The organism is uncultured Tateyamaria sp. (genome assembly GCF_947504105.1).
Classification (GTDB): Bacteria; Pseudomonadota; Alphaproteobacteria; order Rhodobacterales; family Rhodobacteraceae; genus Tateyamaria.
Genome location: NZ_CANNGP010000055.1, coordinates 1 through 19,089, shown reverse-complemented (window position 1 = coordinate 19,089; position 19,089 = coordinate 1). Strand labels below are relative to the sequence as shown.

The following is a 19,089-nucleotide window of genomic DNA, read 5'->3' as shown; positions in this document are numbered from 1 at the left end:
TTTTGGGCCAGAAGAAGGGGAATGTCCTTTACATGGTCAGGAACGGACGCTGTTTCAGCCGCCTCTGCTGCGCGGATGATCGGCGCGTAACCCGTACAACGGCACAGGTTGCCAGCAAGGGCGGTGTCGTGATCCGTGTCGCCATTCAGGTGCGCCGTGGCCATCGTGGTGATGAAGCCGGGTGTGCAGAATCCGCATTGCGACCCGTGGTGGTCGATCATCGCCTGTTGCACAGGGTGCAAGGTGCCATCGGGTGCGCTGATCCCTTCGACCGTGCGCACCGCCTTGCCTTCAAGCTGTGGCATGAACAGGATGCAGGCGTTCAGGGCCCGCGCCCCGTCCACATCCGTGACCATCACCGAACAGGCCCCGCAGTCACCTTCGTTGCAGCCTTCCTTGGTGCCTGTCAGTCCGGGATGTCCCCGTAGCCAGTCCAGCAGCGTTGTCGTGGGGGTCGTGTCGGCCGTGATCTCGCTTCCGTTCAGAAGAAAGGTCGTACGCATATTGTTTTGTGCCTGCCGCGTTACCAACGCCCGTTTTGGGCCTTTTGGTCGATGCGGCGTAGACCAAAGGGCGGGCTGTCGGACGTCAGGTTAGGCGAGGCAGGCAGGGATTGGCAAGCTGTGCGGCCCTGTCAGGCGGTCATCTTGGCGGCCAGTGCCTCCAGATTGGCCAGCCCCGCTTCCCAGCCTGCCCTGAATTCACCATCGGCATCCGGCCCGGCAAAAGACGATACGGCCACCGCCACATTCAGTTTCGAACCCGCACTTTCAGGCGTGATACGGTAGCTGACCAGCGTGGTCGCAATGGCGCCTTCGCCCATGTTCACCGTCTCGGTAAAGGCTGCGTCATGTGGTCCGTCGATCCGATACCAGCGCGTGTCGACCGTGAATTCCGGCGCGTCGGCAGGTCCGCTGTGATGCGTCTCAAGCCCACCAACCCTGAAATCCGACGTTTGGAGTGTCATCACCATCCCTTCGCCTGGCGCATTCCATGTCCCGCGCATCTCGGCATCCGTCAAAACGTGCCACAAGCGATCCGGAGTGAGGGGAAATGTGCGCGTCAGTTCAAAATGTCCGGTGTCGGTGGTCATGTCCGGGTCCTTTCCAGGTGGTCGGCGAGGCGGGCAAGCCGATCCATGCGGCCCTCCCACATCGATTTGTGCGCCTCGAACCAGTCCGCCCCGGCGCGCAGGGCCTCGGGTTGCATCTCGACCGTGCGGACGCGCCCCTTTTTCGTGCTTGTGACCAATCCGCTGTCTTCCAGCACCTTGAGGTGTCGCAGGAAGGTCGGCAGCGCCATGTCGTGCCCGTCATGCAATGCGCTGACCGCGGCAGGGCCTTGGATCAGCTGTTCCACCACCGCCCGGCGGGTCGGGTCGGCAAGGGCGCTGAAGAAGCTATCGAGTTGGTTAGTCATATAGCTAAGTATTGTCGCAAGGCGATTCGTGTCAAGATACTTAGCTGTTCAGCTATCTATTGACCTGTGGATAACATCTTGTGGGGCTTTCCCAGCGGCGCGCCACGACATATCGTAGGTGCATGACTGACGCCCGCCGATTCATCCACCTCCGCACCCATTCCGAATACTCCCTGCTTGAAGGGGCCATGCGTCTGAAAAAGCTGCCCGGACTGGTGCGTGACGCAGGTATGCCCGCCATCGCACTGACCGACACGAACAACATGTTCGCGGCGCTCGAATTCTCGGTGGGCATGGCTGGGGCAGGGGTCCAACCGATCATCGGCTGCCAGGTTGATCTGCAATACATGACGCCGCGCCCCGGCGAACGCCCGCGTGACCCTCCACCGCTGGTGCTGCTGGCCCAGACCGAGGCTGGCTACGAACACCTGATGAAGCTGAACTCGTGTCTCTATCTGCGCGACGGCTCAGAGCTGCCTCATGTCACGGCCGATGAATTGGCACGCCACTCGGATGATGTGATTTGTTTGACCGGGGGGCCGGATGGTCCCGTCGGGATGCTGCTCCAAACCGGACAGACGCCCGCCGCACAGACGCTGATGGACCGGCTCAAAGAGATCTTTGGCGACCGGCTTTATGTCGAGTTGCAGCGCCACCCGGGCGAAAGTGGCCAACCCGAAGCCGAGCGCCTGACCGAACGGCCACTCATTGAAATGGCCTATGCCATGGACCTGCCGCTGGTCGCGACGAACGACGTCTATTTCCCCAAACCGGACATGTATGAAAGCCACGACGCGCTGATCTGCATTGCCGAAGGGGCTTATGTCGACCAGCAGGAACCACGCCGCCGCCTGACGGCCCAACACTATTTCAAAAGCCAGGCTGAAATGGTGACGCTGTTTGCGGACCTGCCTGAAGCCATCGAAAACACGGTCGAAATCGCACAGCGTTGCGCCTTCATGGCCTATCGCCGTGATCCGATCCTGCCAAAGTTTGCGGATGACGAAGTGGAGGAGCTGCGCCGTCAAGCCAATGAGGGCCTGCAAGAGCGGCTCAAGGTCATCCCACATGCCACTAGCGAAGAAGAATACCAGAAACGCCTCGATTTCGAACTCGACATCATCGAAGGCATGGGCTTTCCCGGCTACTTCCTGATCGTGGCCGACTTCATCAAATGGGCCAAGGATCAGAACATCCCGGTGGGTCCGGGGCGCGGGTCCGGTGCGGGCAGCCTTGTGGCTTACGCGCTCACGGTCACCGACCTTGACCCCTTGCGCTATGCCCTGCTGTTCGAACGGTTCCTGAACCCCGAACGGGTCTCCATGCCGGACTTCGACATCGACTTCTGCATGGACCGGCGCGAGGAAGTGATCCGCTACGTGCAAGAAAAATACGGCCGCGACAAGGTCGGCCAGATCATCACCTTCGGTGCGCTTCTGTCCAAGGCCGCCGTGCGCGATATCGGGCGCGTGCTGCAAATGCCCTATGGCCAGGTGGACCGGCTGTCGAAACTGATCCCGGTCGAAGGGGTCAAACCGGTCAGCATCGAAAAGGCGCTGGCTGATGAACCCCGGCTGCGCGAAGAAGCGCGGAATGAAGAGGTGGTTGCCCGTCTTCTTGAATACGGCCAGCAGGTTGAGGGGCTGCTCAGAAACGCCTCCACCCACGCGGCTGGAGTTGTGATCGGGGACCGGCCATTGGATGCGCTCGTCCCGCTGTACCAAGACCCGCGCTCGGACATGCCCGCCACCCAATTCAATATGAAATGGGTGGAACAGGCGGGCCTCGTCAAATTCGACTTTCTGGGACTGAAGACCCTGACGGTGATCCAGAACGCGGTGGAACAAATCCTTGGCTCGGGCCGCAAGCTGCACGTCGCCGCAGATGGCACTGAACTCTATACGCCTGCGGATGGAATGGAGAATGACATCGGTGGCATCCCCCTCGATGACGAGCCGTCCTACAAGCTCTACGCCGCAGGCAAGACGGTGGCCGTGTTCCAGGTGGAAAGCTCGGGCATGATCGACGCGCTCAAGCGGATGAAACCGGACTGCATCGAGGACATCATCGCCCTTGTGGCCCTCTATCGCCCCGGCCCGATGGAGAACATCCCGAAGTTCTGCGAGGTCAAGAACGGGCTATCTGAACGCGACACGTTGCACCCCTCCATCGACCACATTCTGGACGAGACGCAGGGCATCATCGTCTACCAGGAACAGGTTATGCAGATCGCGCAGGAAATGGCGGGCTACAGCCTTGGCGGCGCCGACCTGCTGCGCCGCGCGATGGGTAAGAAGATTCAAGAGGCGATGGACGCCGAACGCCCGAAATTCCTGGCGGGTTCTAAAGAAAACGGCGTGGACAAGGACAAGGCGATGGAGGTCTGGAACCTCCTCGACAAGTTCGCCAACTACGGGTTCAACAAATCACATGCAGCAGCGTATGCCGTGGTCAGCTACCAGACGGCGTGGCTCAAGGCCAACCACCCGGTCGAGTTCATGGCCGGGGTGATGAACTGCGATATCCACCTGACGGACAAGCTCGCGGTCTACTTCGAAGAAGTGCGCAAAGGGCTCGACCTGCCTTGGGTGCCGCCCTGCGTGAACCGTTCGGATGCAACGTTCAAAGTGGTGGACGGCGCGCTGGTCTACGCGCTGGGCGCGCTCAAGAATGTGGGCGTCGAAGCCATGCGGCTGGTGCAGGAGGCGAGAGAAGACAAACCCTTCGTCAACCTCTTCGACTTCGCCCGCCGCGTGGACCTGAAACGGGTCGGAAAGCGCCCTCTCGAAATGCTGGCGCGGGCAGGGGCCTTTGACCAGCTTGACCCCAACCGCCGCCGTGTCTTCGATGCGCTTGATGCACTCAATGCCTATTCCGCAGCCATCCATGACCAGAAGAATTCAAACCAGGTGTCCCTCTTTGGCGAGGCGGGCGACGACCTGCCCGAACCACGCCTCATGCCGGTGGACGACTGGTTGCCGGCCGAGCGGTTGGGCGAGGAACACAAGGCGGTGGGCTTCTACCTCTCCGGACACCCACTCGATGACTACATGGCCCCGCTCCGCCGGAAACATCGCGGTGCTCCAACGCCATTCTTCACGCTCGACGAACTGACCGAAGAGGTCCGGAAAAAATCGGCAATGAATGCAAAACTCGCGGGCGTTGTCGCGGGACTTCAGGTGCGCAAATCGGCCAAGGGTAATCGCTTTGCGTTCTGCCAGATGTCCGACACGACGGGCGCGTATGAGGTTACTCTGTTCTCGGACAGCCTCGAAAAATCGCAGGATCATCTGGTCACGGGGGCCAAAGTGATCGTTTCGGTCGAAGCGACCATGGAAAGCGACCAGTTGAAACTCTTGGGCCGATCGGTTGCGGCCATCGATACGGTGGTTGCGGACGTTGGGGGCATGGGGCTGCGCATTTTTGTTGATGCGCCAACGGCACTGGCGTCCGTCGCCACCGTGCTCGAAGGGGCAGCGCAGGCGGCCAGGGGCGCTGGGCGCGGTCCGATCACGGTGTGCCTGATGGATGACAGCTTGCCGGGTGAGGTCGAGATGGATCTGGGGGCTGAATTCCCGGTTACGCCACAGATAAAGGGGGCGATCAAATCGCTGTCGGGTGTGCTGGACGTGCAGGAGATCTAGGCGACCCTTCGCCCGCGCGACTGGACCTGACGCCGTCTTGCCGCTACTTACATCGCCGGGACGTCAAAAATCTGTGGGAGGACAAGCGCGTGATGCGACCGGCAATGGCATGTGTGATGCTGCTTGCGCTTGCCGCTTGTGGCGATCCCCTGCGCGGGATTGAACGTGTATCCGAAGGGGCGACGCTGCCAGCAGAACCCGGCAACAGCGCACTCCCATCCGAGGAAGAACTGGCGCGTGAGGGCAGCATTCTGGCCGATCTTCTAGAGGGCGCTGGCACAGATGCGACCGAGGATACAGCACAGTCGTCGGCCCCTCTGCCAAACGCCAACGTCTCCGAAACCGGACCGGTTGCCGCTGCGCAGGCGAAAACAGCACCGGTGGGACAGGCTGCGGCATCCGGCGGTCTTTTGGGCTGGCTCCGCGGTGCAGCACAGAGCGACACAAGTGCCAAGGCAGACGTGACGCCAGTGGCTGCTGCTCCCCAAGACGCGGAAACGATCCCCGCGAAGGCCGAAGATGCCCCGGCGGCGCAGATCCCGGACCTTGTCGAACCGCAGAAGCGCCGCACTCTGTTTGGCAGGCCACGCGCATCTGCGCCCGGTGACGTGAATGCAATGGACGTGGCCCCCGGCATGACAGTGCCGTTCGGCCAACTTGCCCGTGTGTGTGGCGCTCAGCCCGCGAGAACGGCCACGCTGGTAGACAAGGCAGCGCGCAAGGGGCGCGGCTATGCCCTATATGACACGGCACCGGACAGCACTGGGCCGCGGACATTCTATGTGACTGGCTTTTCCGACAGTTGCCCCCGCCAGTTTACCGCGGCGCTGGCCATGTTCGGTGATCCCGCGTTTCACGAACAGTTGCGCTACGGTCTGCCGGCTGACGAATACCCCTATTCCACGACAGACAAGGCGTACGAGACGTTGAAACGGCGCGTCTGCAATGTGGGCCGCACCAAACCATGTGGCACGCGCATTGACCGGCTGTCGCGCAACACAACCTTCATCAGCGCCTACGAAAACTTTACCGACAACGCGCGCTGGGCGGACATGCTGCTGCACGACGGTGCTGTTCTGGCAACCGCGCTCAAGACACCCTGAACACGGCGCTGCTGGCCACCCGGCCCTTCGGGGAGGATTTTTTGAAACAGGGAAGCTGGACCCGTTCACCCGATATTAAGGTCAATGCACTTTGCTCGCAGAGCACCGGGAGCAGGGATGCGAACCGGTGTAAACGGGGAAGGCCCTTGATCCATTGTGATCAAGGGCTGGACTCCGACCCGATGACCTCTTGCCACCGTCGTTACAATACAAGACCGTCCAGCACTTCCCTGTTTCAAAAAATCCTCCCCGAAGGGCCGCTTTCAACCGGGCCGACCGGGTCAATAATGCGGTGGCCGTTCATCGCCAAGGATCACGCCGCCGCCGCCATCTGCCTCGCGCTGCGCTTCCCGCTCCATCAGCATCTGTACGCGCCGGGTGAGCAGGGCAATCTCGGTCTCCTGCCGTGCCGTGACCTCTGACAGCTCATCCACTGTGCACTGCAAATGCGCGATCTGTTCTTCCAGCTTTTCCATCTCTCCCTCCTGCCATCTCAGGCTCCGCTTGCCCAGCCCCCATGCCTGCGGTATCCCCGCGCCCGAACGCCAGATGGAGCACCACCATGGCCAAGCCCAAGAAAACTCCCCGCCCCAAGGCCCAGACGCCCAAAGGGTTCCGCGACTATTTCGGCACCGATGTCACCGACCGGGCCGAGATGCTGCAGGCGATTGCCGGGGTGTATCATCGGTATGGCTTTGACGCGCTCGAATCCAGCGCGGTGGAAACGGTCGAGGCGTTGGGCAAGTTCCTGCCCGACGTGGACCGCCCGAATGAGGGCGTCTTCGCCTGGCAGGAAGAAGACGGCGACTGGCTGGCCCTGCGCTACGACATGACGGCACCGCTGGCCCGCGTCTATGCCCAGCACCGCAACGATCTGCCGAACCCCTATCGCCGCTACACGATGGGCCCGGTCTGGCGCAATGAGAAGCCGGGGCCTGGGCGGTTTCGTCAGTTTTATCAATGTGATGCGGATACAGTGGGTACGGCCTCCATGGCCGCGGATGCCGAGATCTGCGCAATGCTGTCCGACACGCTCGAAGCGGTGGGAATCCAGCGCGGCGACTACGTGATCCGCATCAACAACCGCAAGGTGTTGAACGGCGTGATGGAAGTCGCGGGCCTTGCCGGTGACGACAAGGAGGCCGAACGCGGCGTCGTCCTGCGCGCCATCGACAAGCTGGACCGACTTGGTCCGGACGGCGTGCGCGCGCTGCTGGGCGAAGGCCGCAAGGACGACAGCGGGGACTTCACCAAAGGTGCCGGTCTGGGTGACAGCGAAGCCGACATCGTCATGGGCTTCATGGACGCCAAGCGTGACGCCGGTACGGAAACCGTTGCCCGTCTGCGCGAACTGGTCCAAGGCTCTGACATTGGTGCCCAAGGCGTCGCTGAACTCGAAGAAATCGCAGCCCTCCTCGACGCTGCCGGCTACGGCCCCGACCGCATCATCATCGACCCCTCCATCGTTCGGGGCTTGGGTTACTACACCGGTCCCGTCTACGAGGCGGAACTCACCTTTGACGTCCAGAACGAAAAAGGCCAGACGGTCCAGTTCGGCTCCGTCGCAGGCGGGGGGCGCTACGACGATCTGGTCAAACGCTTCACCGGGCAGGAAGTCCCAGCCACCGGCGTCTCCATCGGTGTCGACCGGCTGCTGGCCGCCCTGCGCGCCACCAACCGCATCGGCACCACGGAACAAGGGCCCGTCGTCGTCACCGTCATGGACCGCGCCCGCATGGCCGACTACCAGCAAATGGTCGCCGAGCTGCGCAACGCAGGCATCCGGGCCGAGGTCTATCTGGGCAACCCGAAAAACTTTGGCAACCAGCTCAAATACGCGGACAAGCGCAACGCCCCCATCGCCATCATTGAAGGCGGGGACGAGAAAGAGCGCGGCGTCGTCCAGATCAAGGACCTCTACCTCGGTGCAAAAATCGCCGAGACGGCCACGCATGAAGAATGGGCTGGAAACCCCAGCCAGTTCGAAGTGCCCCGCGACCAGATGCTCGCCAAGGTGCAGGAGATCCTGAACCAATGACCCTAGCACGCCAGCGGGCCCATGCCCTGCGCGACAGCTTCGTGGCGGCGGGGGCACAGGCGGTAGAACCGCCCATTCTGCAACCCGCCGACCTGCTGCTCGACCTTTATGGCGAGGATATCCGCGCGCGGGCCTATGTGACCTCCGACGCCCTGCGCGGGGAACAGATGCTGCGCCCGGATTTCACTGTGCCGGTGGTCCAGATGCACATGTCAAACGGCGCCGAACCCGCACGCTACACCTATGCGGGCGAGGTGTTTCGCAGGCAGGAGGAAGACCCGGACCGCGCCAATGAATACCTGCAAGTGGGCTACGAGGTCTTTGACCGCACCGATCCGGCAGCGGCAGATGCCGAGGTGTTCGCCCTGATCGCCGACGCGATCAGCACCTTGTCTCTGCGGGCGGCCACGGGCGACATCGGCGTGCTCATGGCGGCCGTGGACGGGCTGGACACATCCGAGCGGCGCAAGGCGGCCCTGCGCCGTCACATCTGGCGTCCGCGCCGGTTCCGCGCGTTGCTCGACCGGTTTTCGGGACGCAGTGATGTGCCAGAAACGCGCGCGGCCCTGCTGGCCGGAGAGGCGCAGACAGACGCACCGCTGACCGGTCTGCGCAGCCAGGCCGAAATCGATGCGCGCATCGCGGCCCTGCACGCGGATGCGGCAGAGCCACCCCTGTCCGGCGCGCAGATGGATTGCTTTGATGCGCTCTTGAACGTGCGGGAAACGCTGCCCTTCGCATTGGCGCAGATGCACAACCTGTGCGTCGACCTGCCCGCCATCCGCCCCGCCGTCAAACGCGTCGACGCACGGGCCGAGGCGCTCAGCGCGCGGGGTGTGGATGTGGACAACCTGGAATTCGAGGCCAGCTTCGGGCGCACCTCCATGGAATATTACGACGGCTTCGTGTTTGGCTTCTACGCTGAACAGCGCCCTGACCTGCCGCCCATCGCCTCGGGTGGGCGCTATGATGCGCTGACCCGCCGCCTTGGCTCCGGGCAGGAAATCCCCGCAGTGGGGGCCGTCATCCGTCCGGGCCTTCTGGTCGAATTGGAGGCAACGCCATGATCAAGCTTGGTGTGCCGTCCAAGGGGCGGCTGATGGAAAAAACGTTCCAGTGGTTTGAAAAGCGTGGCATCACGCTCAGCCGGACAGGATCGGATCGGGAATATGCAGGGGCTGTCGACGGGATCGACGGGGTGTCGCTTGTGCTGCTGTCAGCCGGCGAAACGCCGCGTGAGCTTGCAGCAGGGCGCATCCACCTTGGCGTGACGGGCACCGACCTGATCCACGAAAAGCTGCCGCTGTGGGAACAGCAGGTCGAACCGATGGCCGAAATGGGCTTTGGCTATGCTGATCTTGTGCTGGCCGTGCCGCAGGGCTGGATCGACGTTGATCTGACCGATGATCTTGATGCGGCCGCCGCCGCCTTCCGGGCGGCGCATGGCTTCCGCCTGCGCATCGCGACCAAGTATCACCGGCTGGTGCGGGATTTCCTGCGCGAGGCCGGTGTGGCCGACTACGCCCTCGTGGACAGTCAGGGTGCAACCGAAGGCACCGTGGCGAACGAAACGGCAGAGGCGATCGCCGACATCACCTCGTCCGGCGAAACGCTGCGCGCCAACCACCTCAAGATCCTCAGCGACGGTCTGATCCTCGCCAGCCAGGCCACCCTTTGGCGATCGCGCGTGGCCGAGGTCACGGATGCAGACCGCGCGGTGCTGGCGACGCTGCTGGACAGGTTGGGGGCCGACTAGGCGCCAATTCTTTCCAAACAGTGAATGCGCCCGCGCAAACGTTAACAGCTGGAGAGTGTTAACGGTGTCTGAACGGGTGCGCTGACGGGAAAATGCGCAAATTGCGCGTCAAAATGTGCAGTTTGCCCGAAATGCGCCGAAAACCGCGATTTTGGGGCGGGGCAAAGATCGCAGTTTACGCGGCAAAACGCGCAGTTTCGGAAAATCCGGCCCAAAAACCGCACCGCACGGTCGGTTAACCTCTGGACCTAAAGCACCCCGATTTCGGCCAGCGCGCGGTTCAGTTCGACCGGCAGCGGCTCCTCCCGCTCGCGGCCTTTCGGCAGGTCCGGCGGGGCATCTTCGGGCTTCAGATAACGCCACCCCTGGAAGGGGCGTTTCAGCGCAGATTGCACCCGGATCAGCTCCGGGTCCGACACGATGGCGCAGCGGCGGATGCCGTCGCTGCCAATCACTTCGTCCAGCCTGATGATGCGCTGGCGACAGGTCACAACGCCCTTCACCACCCAAAAGATCGACCCACCATTCAGTATCTCGTCCTGCCGCTTGGGCCACATGCGGGTCACGTGCCGCGGGTAACCATCGGCGGTCTGCGCGCGCTTGGTCTGTTGCCACGCCGCCAGACTTTCATAGCATTCGCTGCCCACAGAAAGTTTGATCAGGTTGATGTACTTATCCACAGAGTCGTCCCCAAGCCACACTCTATATTGTAGCGTGTATCCACGCTTCTGCAATCTGTTGGGGTGTGCTACGTTGGTGATCTTCTGCCGACCGATAGATTCGACTGCCACCATGGGGATGCTCTGATGACACGTTTCGCTGCGCCGATCGCTGAACAGATCTGGGACATGAAGTATCGCTTCAAGAACGCCGATGGCACGCCCATCGACACCACGGTCGAAGACAGTTGGCGGCGCATTGCCCGTGATCTCGCCAAGGTCGAGAAAGACCCTCAAGCGTGGGAACAGACGTTCTATAACGCCCTGGAAGATTTCAAGTTTCTGCCCGCCGGTCGCATCACCGCAGGGGCAGGCACGGCCCGGTCGGTCACCCTGTTCAACTGCTTCGTCATGGGCACGATCCCCGACAGCATGGCTGGCATCTTTGACATGCTGAAGGAAGCGGCCCTGACCATGCAGCAGGGTGGCGGCATTGGCTACGATTTCTCGACGATCCGGCCCAAGGGGGCAGGGGTCAAAGGTGTGGCGGCAGATGCCTCCGGACCCCTTAGTTTTATGGACGTTTGGGACGCCATGTGCCGCACCATCATGTCCGCAGGCAGCCGCCGTGGCGCCATGATGGCGACCATGCGCTGCGACCACCCTGACATCGAGGATTTCATCACAGCCAAGTCCGACGCCGCCCGCCTGCGCATGTTCAACGTGTCCGTTCTGGTGACGGATGCGTTCATGGAAGCGGTCAAGACAGACGGATCCTGGGACCTGATTTTTGATGGCACCGTCTACAAGACGGTACAGGCCCGTGACCTGTGGAACGGCATCATGAAGTCGACCTATGATTATGCCGAACCCGGCGTGATTTTCATCGACCGTATCAACGCCGCCAACAACCTGAACTATTGCGAGACGATTGCTGCAACCAACCCCTGCGGTGAGCAACCCTTGCCCCCCTATGGTGCGTGCTTGCTTGGCTCCATCAACCTTGCCCGCCTTGTCAAACAACCCTTTGAAGAGGCTGCGGAATTGAACGAGGAGGCGCTGTCCGACCTCGTCGCCACTGCGGTGCGGATGATGGACAATGTGGTCGATGCCTCCCGCTTTCCGCTCGAAGCTCAGGCACGCGAGGCGCAAGCCAAACGCCGCATCGGCCTTGGCGTTACCGGGCTTGCCGACGCACTGTTGATGCTGGGCCTGCGCTATGGATCCGACGAGGCGGCGCGTCAGACCGAGCAATGGTTGAAAGCCATCGCCCGCGCCGCGTATCTGGCGTCGGTGCAATTGGCGAAGGAAAAGGGCGCCTTCCCGCTGTTCGATGCCGAAGGCTACCTTGCAAGCGGCACCATGCAAATGATGGATGCTGATGTTCGCGACGCCATTGCCGAACATGGCATCCGCAACGCACTCCTGACCTCAATCGCGCCCACGGGCACCATCTCGCTGTATGCCGGGAATGTGTCGTCGGGGATCGAACCGGTTTTTGCTTACGCCTACACGCGCAAGGTCCTGCAAAAAGACGGCTCGCGCACCGAAGAGGAAGTCGTTGATTACGCTGTACAAATGTGGCGCGATAAATTTGGCGATGCCGAGTTGCCCGACTACTTTGTCAACGCACAGACTTTAGCGCCCGCCGATCACGTCAAGATGCAGGCGGCAGCGCAGAAATGGGTCGACTCGTCGATTTCCAAGACAATCAACTGCCCCGAGGACATCAGCTTTGACGATTTCAAAGATGTCTACATGCAGGCGTGGGATACAGGGTGCAAAGGGTGTACGACGTACCGTCCCAACGCTGTGACCGGCTCGGTGCTGACGGTGGCCGAGGAGAAGCCGGCGGAGGCATCGGTGCTTGCCAACAACGACGCCGAACCACTGCAGCCTCATGGTGATGTGATCTATATGGCCGAGCCTTTGGACCGGCCCAACGCGCTTGAGGGCAACACGTACAAGGTCAAGTGGCCCAACAGCGAACATGCGCTCTACATCACCATCAACGATCTGGTGATCGGCGGGCATCGTCGCCCGTTCGAAGTATTCATCAACTCCAAGAACATGGAGCATTTCGCATGGACCGTTGCCCTGACCCGCATGATCTCGGCCGTGTTCCGGCGCGGCGGGGATGTGTCGTTTGTAGTCGAAGAACTGAAGGCCGTCTTTGACCCACGCGGCGGTGCCTGGATGCAGGGTAAGTACATTCCCTCCATCTTGGCGGCGATCGGTGGTGTGATCGAACAGCACATGATCCAGATTGGTTTCATTGAAGGCGAAGGCATGGGCCTCAAGTCGGATCCGCAGGCCGAGGTCGTTGGTCTTGATGCACCGCGCGGTAAGGCTTGCTCAAGCTGCGGCAGCTACGAGATGCGGATGATCGAAGGCTGCATGACGTGCGCGTCCTGCGGTTTTTCGAAATGTGGTTGATCTGAGTAGACGCTCCTAGTGAAACGGGTCAGCCGACACGGCCTTTTGGGTCACAAAACGACCTTTGGAATAGATGTAAAGCCACCCCTTTTCTCTGATTTAGTGCATAAATAATAGAAGGTTACGCTTTATTGAGCGTTGCCTCAATTTGGCGAACCAACTCGGCCATTGTCATCTCGAGCCCTTCGCTTAGGCCATTTATCGTCTCAAGCGTTGGCTGATGCTTTTTCGTCTCCAGAAGAGATACATAACGCATCGACACATTCGCCCTGTGTGCGAGTTCTTCTTGCGTTAGTCCAAGCTCCAGTCGACGCTGGCGCACGACAAATGCAAATGAAGTGAGTAACTTATCCGATAGTGCTTCCATCCTATCGGCATCTTGGGTCTTTACCGCTTGGTCTATGAAGTATACTGTGAATGTGCGTATTAGGGTGCTCAAATCTGGTGTGATCACATTTCTTCTTTGAACTATGTGAAGCCGCCTATTGGCTCAATTTACGCATATGTGATGTCTGCAACGCCGAGGGCAAAGTGATGAAATTAGGTATACATTCAATCAGTGCTTCTATGCTGCAAAATGCAGTCTTCGCCCAAATGAGAGCAGAATGATGGATAAGGTTCCTCCTCGAAGGCTAGATTCCGTAGAATCATTCCGGGCGAGATTTGCTCCCGTCTTGGCGCTGAAGTCGGCTACTCAAAAGGTGCCCCTAACAGCAAAATCCTTAAGTATGACTGAGCAGCAGCAGGCATGGGATGCTTTGGTGTCTGTTGTTCCAGAAATACTGGCGCAATGTCCGGGCATAACGACCCAAACGTACCAAAAGGATGCCTTACTCACGCTGGTGCTTTGGGATTTCTTCAATGGGCGCGAGATACGCGTCAGCGTCAACAAACGTGGCGGATATAATCTAAACATCCAAGCTGAGGAAATACGCTGGAAGGAGACGCAGTTGCCTCTGGATCTGCTTTTTCTGAAATTACTGGCGCTCGATTACACACCCGAGGAATTTAGGACCTTGGCGGGCTGACCGAACTGAGAGAACACTCGATGACAATCTGGTATACGGCCGACACGCATTTCGGCCATGAAAACATCATGCGGTTGTGCAACCGCCCCTTCGTGTCGGCATCACAGATGGATGCTACGATGTTGGAAAACATGTGGAAGGTGGTCGGCCCGGAAGACCAGCTTTGGATTCTGGGCGACTTTGCTTTCGGTTCCAAAGCCAAGGACAGCGCGTATGTCGAGCAGATCTTTAATCAGTTGCCCGGTGTTTAGCGCCACCTGATCATTGGCAACCACGATCACAAACCAACACTGGAACTACCCTGGAATTCCATCTCTCACTTCGCTGAACTGCGTGACGGCCTGCAGAACCAGCTCAACACGTTGTGTCATTATCCAATGATTACATGGAACCACGCTCGGAGAGGTGCGTTGCAGTTTTTTGGCCACGTTCACAACAACTGGCGCGGATCGCGCAATTCCGTGAATGTTGGCGTTGATGTGTGGGACTTCATGCCGGTCACCTTTGCCGATATTGCGCGGCGGGCAAAGAAGCTGCCGCCAAATAAGCATTGGGGCGATGTTGAGCATGGCGCAGAACTCGGCGCTTGGCCTCCATAGCCATAACAACACATGCATATATAACAAGGCGGGACATCACGCGGCGAACGCGACTGCCAGGTTTGCGCCATGGCTGATGGACAAAGAGCCAGTTCAACAGCCGCGTTTTCAGCGGTAGCGTCTTGGGCTTCTTTGGTGTGCGGCGCGTCTGCCTTCCGGCATCCATACGTTTCTCCCGAGTCCCGCTGTGTGCCTAGCCCGGAGACGCCTAGTATTCTTCAGAACCCCAAGCCGCAGTTCTTGCTTTATCCTGACTTGGTTCAGCTGCCCGCAAGTCTGGCACCATGCGCCAACGCTGCCAGGCTAATACAACGTAGAGTATATGTGTTCAGTCGCCCTCAATTTGGGCGTGCTACTGCGTTAACAGTATTTTGTATTTGCAAACAAAGCAATACGTTCAGTCGCCCTCAATGTGGGCGTGGTTTACCAGTAGAAGTCGGTATTCTTGCAATTGTTCAGAGTTTCATAGTCCTCCATTTGTTTGCCCGCAGCCAGCTTTGTAAAATTGCACATTCCAAAGTCATAAAGATCACTTTCCACGTGCTGGTTGTTGCGGTTTGCGATTGCGGCGAGGGCGCTTTCCTCCGCGATGAGGACGTTTCTGATGCTGCCCCTTTGCGCTATTCTTTTTGCGTTCAAGTTCTCGGTCGATCGCCGCAAAATCAATTTTGTCCAGATCAAGCTTAGAAATATCAAAGTGACCAACCACAGTTCCAGAGAAGGCCCTCGCTACAGCCGCACTCAGACCGAAGCCGTGAAGCGCTTCTTCGATGCTGTGTTTCTTTGGCCATGTCGCTTTTGGATGCTTGTCACGCTCTGTGAGCTTCTGGCGCCCAAGGTGGGTCGCTTTCCGCACTTGTAGAGATGCACTAACAAGTTTGTGCACACTTCCATCCGTAGACATCTTCCAGCGCAGATCGAAGCCTTCCCGTTCTAACACTTCGCGAATAGATTGAGAAACCGCATTTTTCAACTTTCGGTCGTAGGCCATCATCTGCCGAGTGCCATTCACAAGTTCCGTCAGATCAAGGCTGGCATCAGGGGCGAATACTTCAAGATGGGCGAGCTTATTGCGGAACCTTCTGTGCGGATTCTCGGTGTCGCAAACATCGGTGAAATACTTTTTGAGGCGATCACGGAGTTCGGATTTAGCTTTTTCTTCTTTCGTTCCTTGTGCGCCCTTTATGTTGTCGAGCGCTTGAAATATCCGGCCATCATCGAAATAGCTGAGGCCCTTTTCTTTGAAAATTTCTGCTGGAGTCATCTGCATGTCATGCAGAATGGATAGGGTGACAAATTTCAGATCCCGCTCGAACAAGCCTGCATAATCTACTAGACGCCCTATTACGGACATCATGATCTTGTGCGCCCGCACATGCTCGATCAGGTTGAGCCGATTTGATATCTGGCGGTGTTTTGAGATATCCTTGATAAGTTCGACATAGCTTCGGACTTTTTCTGCTGGCAGCCCGATGCGCTTGTTTTTGACCCATGCCGCATGAAGCTGTTCGCGCGCGGCGTGAAGCTTCGCTATGTTAGACTTCCCATTAGTCCCGCTGCGCTCCATCTCGGCGGTCTTTTGAACTTCGCAAAGGGTTATGGGCTTAAAGGCAAAGAGGTTCTCAAGCATTGCAAGATTGCCATAGCGCGCAATCTCTCTCAGTCCCCGGCGCGGGACACGGCTTTCTTCACCTGCGTCACCTGGGGGAAAAACAGCGCTGTACGCGGCTTCATTTTCAAACAAGTGCTTGAAATCGGAGCAGCCAGCTAGTGCCGCGCCGCCGCTATACTTAGCATCGTGCATATCGATATAAAGCACTAGAACTCTACGCAAGGATTTCAGCCTACCAATCTCTTCAACTGGCAGTTCTTCTGCTGCGCGCGACGCGACTTCCCATCTTGCCAACTCATGCAATAGGCGATTGACCTCATCAACTGGAATGAGGTGCAGTAGGAAATAAAGTCGGCGTTGCCATGGCTCAGCTTCCATGTTGGGTGTCGTCGTTTCAATGTGGTCAAGCTCGTAGTGGCCCGATTCCCAAAGTGGTCGGCTCGCATCAAACTTCTGAAGCCAGCTGAATCCGCTGGAATGGAGGTAATCCGAGAATGCGAGCGCGAGCACATCACATTTAAGATCTTCGATATAGGACGCCTGTTTCTTCGCATTTTCGGCATCGCTCTGATATCCTCGCTGAACTCGCATTTCACTGGCGGTCGCGGCAGTAAGATCACGGAAAAAAGTACCGATCCCTTCACCTTTACCTGGACGGCGTAGGGACTCGGCACGGGACACGATGATCTCAAACCCGATTTCTCCTTGCTTGGAATTCATGCTCCTTGCGGCTTTGGTAGCTCTTTCGACCGCCTTGTTAATCCAAGTTGTCACCTTTTTGCTGCTACGATTTTCAAGCCACACTTTGAACGAACGATCATAGAGGAGTTTCATTGAGACATATTGGCACCGCCGCCCGGGGACTTCGAGATCAACGCGGTGGACAGGCTCGGGCAAGTTCGGCTTGCCGTCACTCCCGCGGCTCCAGGCGTCTTTTGTACGGTTAAGCAAGCGAGAGAACCGCGGGAGCGGTAGGTAGCCGTCCTTTGCTCTGGATAGTGTATTAATGAGTTGCTTAGCCTGTTGTTCGTTTGCGAAATGCGAAATGTTTGCAGCATTGAGTGATGCTAACAAAACACTATGCTGTCCGCGACAATCGTCTTCCCATATTGCTTGGTCCACGCCTTCGAGATAGTTCGTTTGCTTCTTCTCCTCGTTAAGCGCCTTCGTTCCCAATGCCTCCAGTTCGCTGACAAAACTGTCACGACCTTTGAAATGGTAGACCGAGTTTCGGACGTCTGAGACTTCCTTGACCACTTGTTTCAGGATACCAAGACGCACGGCGTGATCAGCGGGGAAGTGGTTTATCCGGTTCCCGAAAAGCAGATCGAGTTTGCGTGTCATCCTAGCTTCATTGATCGCGAGATCAGAGCCGATACTTCTCCACTTGCCTAGAATATCAGTATTGCGGCTGCCTGGTTGGTTTTCCAAATAGAAATCTGGATCAACCCAATCCTTCAGCGTACGGCTTGCCAAAACAAGAGTGTTGCGCCACGTTCGCACGAAAGCTTCAGTGCGTTTGATTTCGGACTGGCCTTTACTGCCCCAGTAATAGTCATCGAAGTTTGCGTTATCGCTGCCGCGCTCAAAGTGGCGTGCATAATAAAGAATTTTGCCAAAGCGAACATGGTCGGAGAGGGAGCGGTTACGCCGATGACGCTCCATCAGCTTGAATAGCTCCTTCATATTCTTTGGCAGAAGAGCAGAGACTGGGCGCTGAGACTCACGCGCACGGCCTTTGCGGTTCTCTGGACGACCCTTTCTGTGCCGCTTCAGAATCCGCGCATATGTATCGCGGATCTCATTATGCAATACCACGAGCCTATCAAATTCCGGATCTTCATTAGCCTCTCTCATATTGAGGACCTTGCCTCCACGCCGAAAGACATGGGACCAATGCTCGTAGAGCGCTTTGCCCGCCAATTCCATGGTCACTCGTTGTGGTCGATGAAAGCGACCTCCGGGATTTTCAAGAGCGAGAGCTGCTGAGTATATTTTGGAAGCCACATTGGCGTCGCCGGCGGAAGCATATTTCCTCTTGTCTTCCTCGGTCCAATTGACCTTTAGGTCTTCCTTATTGGTGGAGTTGAACGGCAGGATATCACGAATTTGCCATTCCTTATGCACCAATTCCACCGGCCTGCGTTCAAGTGTGTTCTTCGAAATGCTGCGAGCTCTGTGCAGAATGCGCCCACGCGCGTCTTTCCGCGCGCTGCCCTTGGCAGCCTTTTCATTTACGTAAAGAAATTTATAGATATTTGCGGCTATCTGCGCGACATCCGCATCGTCAGTAGAAGAGCTTTCAGTGAACAAGTGGAACAACCGGCCTTCCGATTTCGGCTCTTTCTCGTTTTTCTGACGAGGACGAAAGTTGCGCTTGCCGTAGGGATGGATTTTTAACTTCCACAGATCCTGAAAATACCCGGCGCGTTCACCCTTGAAACCAGCGAAGTCGGCTCGTCTCTCAAGCAAATCTAGTGAGGCCGCGCCAAGCCGCTCCCGAAAGTCCCTCTGCCTCTGCGTTGCACCTGCTGAACCAAATGGCTTCGAGGCGATCTTATCAATAGTGGAGATCCACTGAGAGATGACCAACTCTTCATGGGAGACAGCAAACGCCTCGATATCCTCGCGCTCCCGCCCGACATTATTTCGGATCAAGCTGCGGAGCGGCTTTCCAGCGCTGCAATCAACTTCGCTTTGGGGACGCGCAGGCCAATCCTGGTGCCGGATCGCGCCAATCAGCGCTGGTCACTGGACTTCGTGTCTGACGCGTTTGCAGATGGCCAGCGGTTCCG

17 protein-coding genes are annotated in these 19,089 nt (G+C 58.4%); 9 read left to right on the top strand and 8 right to left on the bottom strand.

The window, feature by feature from the left end:
- The 3 genes from Q1A75_RS21055 to Q1A75_RS21045 all read right to left on the bottom strand — a co-directional run.
- On the bottom strand, positions 1-503 hold a 503-nt coding region (locus Q1A75_RS21055; RefSeq protein ID WP_299641088.1), incomplete at its 3' end, for a 2Fe-2S iron-sulfur cluster-binding protein.
- Between the two features lie 131 nt (positions 504-634).
- Positions 635-1,093 carry an SRPBCC domain-containing protein gene (locus tag Q1A75_RS21050; protein ID WP_299550323.1) on the bottom strand — a complete coding sequence of 153 codons (459 nt, stop codon included), beginning with the start codon at positions 1,091-1,093 and terminating at the stop codon, positions 635-637.
- Positions 1,090-1,419 carry a metalloregulator ArsR/SmtB family transcription factor gene (locus Q1A75_RS21045; RefSeq protein WP_299550325.1) on the bottom strand — a complete coding sequence of 110 codons (330 nt, stop codon included), beginning with the start codon at positions 1,417-1,419 and terminating at the stop codon, positions 1,090-1,092. Before Q1A75_RS21045 ends, Q1A75_RS21050 begins: the two co-directional genes overlap by 4 nt.
- Before the next feature lie 122 nt (positions 1,420-1,541).
- On the opposite strand from Q1A75_RS21045, the gene dnaE reads away from it, so the two are divergent.
- Entirely contained in the window at positions 1,542-5,063 is a 3,522-nt protein-coding gene (dnaE, locus tag Q1A75_RS21040) for a DNA polymerase III subunit alpha (RefSeq protein WP_299550327.1), read from the top strand.
- Positions 5,064-5,152: 89 nt separating this feature from the next.
- Complete coding sequence (locus Q1A75_RS21035) at positions 5,153-6,166, top strand: hypothetical protein (protein WP_299550329.1); 1,014 nt, start codon at positions 5,153-5,155, stop codon at positions 6,164-6,166.
- A gap of 281 nt (positions 6,167-6,447) precedes the next feature.
- Here Q1A75_RS21035 and Q1A75_RS21030 read toward each other — a convergent pair whose 3' ends face one another.
- Positions 6,448-6,642 (bottom strand): SlyX family protein, encoded by a 195-nt coding sequence (locus Q1A75_RS21030; protein ID WP_299550331.1) that lies wholly within the window; start codon positions 6,640-6,642, stop codon positions 6,448-6,450.
- Positions 6,643-6,728: 86 nt separating this feature from the next.
- Here Q1A75_RS21030 and hisS point away from each other — a divergent pair, with 86 nt between their 5' ends.
- From hisS to hisG, 3 genes are read left to right on the top strand one after another with little or no spacing between them, the layout of a single operon-like run.
- A complete protein-coding gene (hisS, locus tag Q1A75_RS21025) occupies positions 6,729-8,204 on the top strand; it encodes a histidine--tRNA ligase (RefSeq protein ID WP_299550333.1) in 1,476 nt (491 codons plus the stop codon).
- Positions 8,201-9,271 (top strand): ATP phosphoribosyltransferase regulatory subunit, encoded by a 1,071-nt coding sequence (locus Q1A75_RS21020; RefSeq protein ID WP_299550335.1) that lies wholly within the window; start codon positions 8,201-8,203, stop codon positions 9,269-9,271. Before hisS ends, Q1A75_RS21020 begins: the two co-directional genes overlap by 4 nt.
- On the top strand, positions 9,268-9,960 hold the full coding sequence (hisG, locus tag Q1A75_RS21015) for an ATP phosphoribosyltransferase (RefSeq protein WP_299550337.1): 693 nt from the start codon (positions 9,268-9,270) through the stop codon (positions 9,958-9,960). Before Q1A75_RS21020 ends, hisG begins: the two co-directional genes overlap by 4 nt.
- 248 nt (positions 9,961-10,208) lie before the next feature.
- Here the strand turns inward: hisG and Q1A75_RS21010 are convergent, their stop codons facing one another.
- On the bottom strand, positions 10,209-10,640 hold the full coding sequence (locus tag Q1A75_RS21010) for a DUF1489 domain-containing protein (protein WP_299205244.1): 432 nt from the start codon (positions 10,638-10,640) through the stop codon (positions 10,209-10,211).
- Between the two features lie 126 nt (positions 10,641-10,766).
- On the opposite strand from Q1A75_RS21010, the gene Q1A75_RS21005 reads away from it, so the two are divergent.
- Positions 10,767-13,055, top strand: coding sequence for an adenosylcobalamin-dependent ribonucleoside-diphosphate reductase (locus Q1A75_RS21005; protein ID WP_299550339.1), 2,289 nt, complete (start codon positions 10,767-10,769; stop codon positions 13,053-13,055).
- A gap of 121 nt (positions 13,056-13,176) precedes the next feature.
- On the opposite strand, the gene Q1A75_RS21000 is transcribed toward Q1A75_RS21005, so the two are convergent.
- A complete protein-coding gene (locus Q1A75_RS21000) occupies positions 13,177-13,422 on the bottom strand; it encodes a helix-turn-helix transcriptional regulator (protein ID WP_299550341.1) in 246 nt (81 codons plus the stop codon).
- 238 nt (positions 13,423-13,660) lie between these two features.
- On the opposite strand from Q1A75_RS21000, the gene Q1A75_RS20995 reads away from it, so the two are divergent.
- Positions 13,661-14,083: a hypothetical protein gene (locus tag Q1A75_RS20995; protein ID WP_299550343.1), complete on the top strand. Its 423-nt coding sequence runs from the start codon at positions 13,661-13,663 to the stop codon at positions 14,081-14,083.
- A 20-nt stretch (positions 14,084-14,103) separates the two neighbouring features.
- Positions 14,104-14,334, top strand: coding sequence for a hypothetical protein (locus tag Q1A75_RS20990; RefSeq protein ID WP_299550345.1), 231 nt, complete (start codon positions 14,104-14,106; stop codon positions 14,332-14,334).
- A 45-nt stretch (positions 14,335-14,379) separates the two neighbouring features.
- Here Q1A75_RS20990 and Q1A75_RS20985 read toward each other — a convergent pair whose 3' ends face one another.
- Entirely contained in the window at positions 14,380-14,652 is a 273-nt protein-coding gene (locus Q1A75_RS20985) for a hypothetical protein (RefSeq protein ID WP_299550347.1), read from the bottom strand.
- Between the two features lie 559 nt (positions 14,653-15,211).
- Positions 15,212-18,886 (bottom strand): type VI-A CRISPR-associated RNA-guided ribonuclease Cas13a, encoded by a 3,675-nt coding sequence (gene cas13a, locus Q1A75_RS20980; RefSeq protein ID WP_299592256.1) that lies wholly within the window; start codon positions 18,884-18,886, stop codon positions 15,212-15,214.
- A gap of 6 nt (positions 18,887-18,892) precedes the next feature.
- Here cas13a and Q1A75_RS20975 point away from each other — a divergent pair.
- Positions 18,893-19,089, top strand: a 197-nt coding sequence (locus Q1A75_RS20975) for a hypothetical protein (protein ID WP_299592259.1), incomplete at its 3' end; no start/stop codon positions are given.